This is a genomic window from Microbulbifer harenosus (genome assembly GCF_005771435.1).
Lineage (GTDB): Bacteria > Pseudomonadota > Gammaproteobacteria > Pseudomonadales > Cellvibrionaceae > Microbulbifer > Microbulbifer harenosus.
Window position 1 is genome coordinate 1 of record NZ_VANI01000034.1, and the last position, 3,229, is coordinate 3,229.

Annotated in this window: 3 protein-coding genes; all 3 read right to left on the reverse strand. The window is 47.7% G+C overall.

Annotated features, from left to right (window positions below; translation table 11 throughout):
- Positions 1-595: 595 nt before the first annotated feature.
- The 3 genes from FDY93_RS19075 to FDY93_RS19085 all read right to left on the reverse strand — a co-directional run bounded on the left by FDY93_RS19075 (position 596) and on the right by FDY93_RS19085 (position 2,618).
- A complete protein-coding gene (locus FDY93_RS19075; RefSeq protein WP_138237350.1) occupies positions 596-994 on the reverse strand; it encodes a GFA family protein in 399 nt (132 codons plus the stop codon).
- A 541-nt stretch (positions 995-1,535) separates the two neighbouring features.
- A complete protein-coding gene (locus tag FDY93_RS19080; RefSeq protein WP_138237351.1) occupies positions 1,536-2,081 on the reverse strand; it encodes a DUF1444 family protein in 546 nt (181 codons plus the stop codon).
- Between the two features lie 144 nt (positions 2,082-2,225).
- Entirely contained in the window at positions 2,226-2,618 is a 393-nt protein-coding gene (locus FDY93_RS19085) for an SMI1/KNR4 family protein (protein ID WP_138237352.1), read from the reverse strand.
- Positions 2,619-3,229 lie beyond the last annotated feature (611 nt).

Sequence of the window (3,229 nt, forward strand, 5' to 3'; positions counted from 1 at the left end):
TAAATTTTATCAATAGAGGCTCCATTTTTATAAAGCTCCTCTAATTCTTCGTATATATCCATAGTATGAGCATCGTCAATGATGCATAACGCCCAGCGCAGGCGCAGCCAGCGCGGAGCGCATTTTGTGTTATTGTTTGAGCGCCAGCGAGTAACACAAAAGGTGCGTAGCGTTGGCTGTCGCTCTGCCGCTGTTTGTTATGTGATGAGCTACCACTAATCTTGAAACTCCCAGGGAATCTCACGCTTAAATAGCTCTATTGATTCCTCAATTAAGTCGAGATCGAGATTTTCTCTGTATAGAGTAACTTCTCTAACCTTCTTCGAATCATCTCGAAATACTTCCAGAAGCATATCGTTACCTGAGTATATTTCTATACCTATGCCGTCTCGATCTCCGACATCACTTGCAATGATGTACCTTTCTATTTTTGCCATCGATTTAGCCGTACCAATTTATCGGTGCATTTCACATAACGCCGCAATCAGGCGCGGCTTACTTTGTGTGCTTTTTGCACGAAAATGGGAGCGCAGCGACCGTGCAAAAAGTGCACAAAGTAAGACGTCGGCTGCATTGCATTGTTATGTGCTGCGGGCTACCGACCGGGCTGCCACTCTTGGTGCGCGGGAATATGCTCACCATACTCCAACCAAGAAACTTCATGAGATTTCCAAATACCGAACTCTGCTTTAACCCCGGGATCTTCATCTAAAGTTGCAACGCGAAGAATGTAATTTGGATTACCTTCTTTCTCAGCGATTAGCTGAGATCCGCAAGTTGAGCAAAAGTACCGAACTTTTCCGGGCGAAGATTCATACCCCGAAATTTTATCCTCGCCCTTTACCCAATTAAAACTATGCTTTGAAACTGCAGCAGCCGTATTGAATGCTGCTGAATGCGCTTTTCTACATGTTTTGCAGGAGCAGTGCTGAATTGGGCTTTCTAGCTTTTCTATTTGATACTGAACCTGACCACACAAGCAGCTTCCTTTCATACTTATGATTTTCCTTCAGTGCTCTTGCACATAACGCCGCGCTTAGGGGCGGCCGGAGCGTAGCGTAGGCCGTCCCGCGGAGGCCCCGCAGGGGCCGGAGCATACTACAGCGCCTTGTTATGGTATGCCGCACTCCGGGCCTGCTTTCCGGCACTTTGCCAGCCACGGATTGGCTGGCCACTGCCCATTAAAACGAGGAAAGAATACCGCACTTTCCCCAACCAATTTTTATCTTATTGGCACTCCACGATACTGCAGCGGAATTGCCCTATTCTACCGAACCACAGCGAACGCTCTAGGAACGAAACTACTTGAATGTGACTGGCATAAAAGCCTTGTACTGGATTCCCAAAACAATGCGCAGAAATACCAGCAACACAAACACTAATTTTTACCGACCGGCACCATAACGCCGCCAACAGGGGCGGCCGACGTTGTGCGCCTTTTGCGCAATAATGGGAGCGTAGCGACCGCGCTAAAGGTGCACAGCGTTGGCCGTCCCGCGGAGGCCCGAAGGGCCGGAGCAAACTGCTTGGCTTTGTTAGGCATTTTTGTAAGGCACCCATTTTTGACCACTTTGGTGATATAAACTATTGCTTAGTAGATGGTCGCCATCTGGCCAAATGCGCTCAATAATTGAAATAAGTTTTTCTATACCTGATTCATTGTGTTTATCGGATACGACCAGAATATCCCGTGCGGGTATAGCCGCCACATAACCATTTGGGCAGTACTCAGCCAGCCAGTCACTCCATATCTCTGGAACAAGCAGTAAACTTGCCTCAAAATCGCCACTTCCAGAAAAATAGAGAAGCCCTTCATTCTGGTTTATTTTAATTTCGTCTGCGACCGCTCTTAAATTCCCTATTCCAATAGCTAAGAGTTCATCAGCACTAAAACTTGATTCTTTAAAGTGCTTCTCCTGCATGACGGCATAGTGATCACCGCAATCGCAGAGAAAAAATACTGAAAAATCATCGCTGTAATTAAGACAGAATGGAGCGTCTTCTTTATCGAGCTCTATATCCGGCTTTGCATCACTGTAAAAAGTCTGTTTGAAATATGCGATTGATTTTTCAATATTCATTATGATGCCTAACGCCGCCGGCAGGGGCAGCTTACCTTGCGCACGTTTTGCGCGAAAATGGGAGCGCAGCGACCCGCGCAAAACGTGCGCAAGGTAAGCTGTCCCGCGGAGGGCCGCAGGCCCGGAGCGAATTGCCCGGCCTTGTTATTGTTTTTCGATAGCACTGAAGTCCGGGGCAACCTCAGAAATCGAACCATCCTCGTGCGACCAAACGCTGACTTTATCGAGAATTATACCTGCCTCTCTAAGGAGAATTAATTGATCTCCGCAGCCATTGCCAGCAATGGCAATTGCCCCTTCTGGAAAGTAACCGAATTCTCTACATGATGCTGTTTCGCTAAGTATGTGATTACACGTGCGAGAGATTCGCTTTCTATCCGATAGATCTTTTATAGGGTAGAAATCCCAATCCTCTTCACCAATACATGCATAGCCGCCATTCGACTTCAGCATCGAAGAACGATAAGCCGTAGGAAGCTTTGCCCCAAGCTCATTCTCGGTATTTTCTAGCTGATCTTCAGGTAACTCAAATGGCATCTACTTCTCCAGAACAATAACGCCCGCAGCAGGGGCGACCAATGCTATGTACATTTTGTGCGAAACTGGGAGCGCAGCGACCGCACAAAATGTGCATAGCGTTGGGCGTCCCGCGGAGGCCCGAAGGGCCGGAGCATCCTGCCTGCGATTGTTATAAATTGTGTGTATTCACAGTGCCACCACAATGAATGCACTGAACTTTTCCGCTAAACCAAACAGCTACTACTTTGCCCCAACCATCCAGTGGTTGCCGGATGGGGATGACTAATGCCCTGAACGGTTAAGCACTTTCTACAATATGGACATCGGACGAAGAATGCTAAAACCAGATGAGTAAGCACTGATGCTCCGAATACACCAACAATCAAAATCAATGGAAATATGCTCGCGTCTTCTGGAAGATACATTTTTGCATACGCAAGCCATACAAAGAACGACAGTATTGCCAACCATGATGCATAAACACTCAATGCATTTAGCTTTCCCAGCACGATATTTTCTCTCTACCTCAGAAATTTATAACGCCGCGCTTAGGGGCGGCCGGAGCGTAGCGTAGGCCGTCCCGCGGAGGCCCCGCAGGGGCCGGAGCATACTACAGCACCTTGTTATGG

Bases quoted from the DNA above. Each gene is read 5' to 3' on its own strand.
- FDY93_RS19080 (WP_138237351.1), bottom strand. From the start codon at position 2,081: ATGAATATTGAAAAATCAATCGCATATTTCAAACAGACTTTTTACAGT.
- FDY93_RS19085 (WP_138237352.1), bottom strand. From the start codon at position 2,618: ATGCCATTTGAGTTACCTGAAGATCAGCTAGAAAATACCGAGAATGAG.
- FDY93_RS19075 (WP_138237350.1), bottom strand. From the start codon at position 994: ATGAAAGGAAGCTGCTTGTGTGGTCAGGTTCAGTATCAAATAGAAAAG.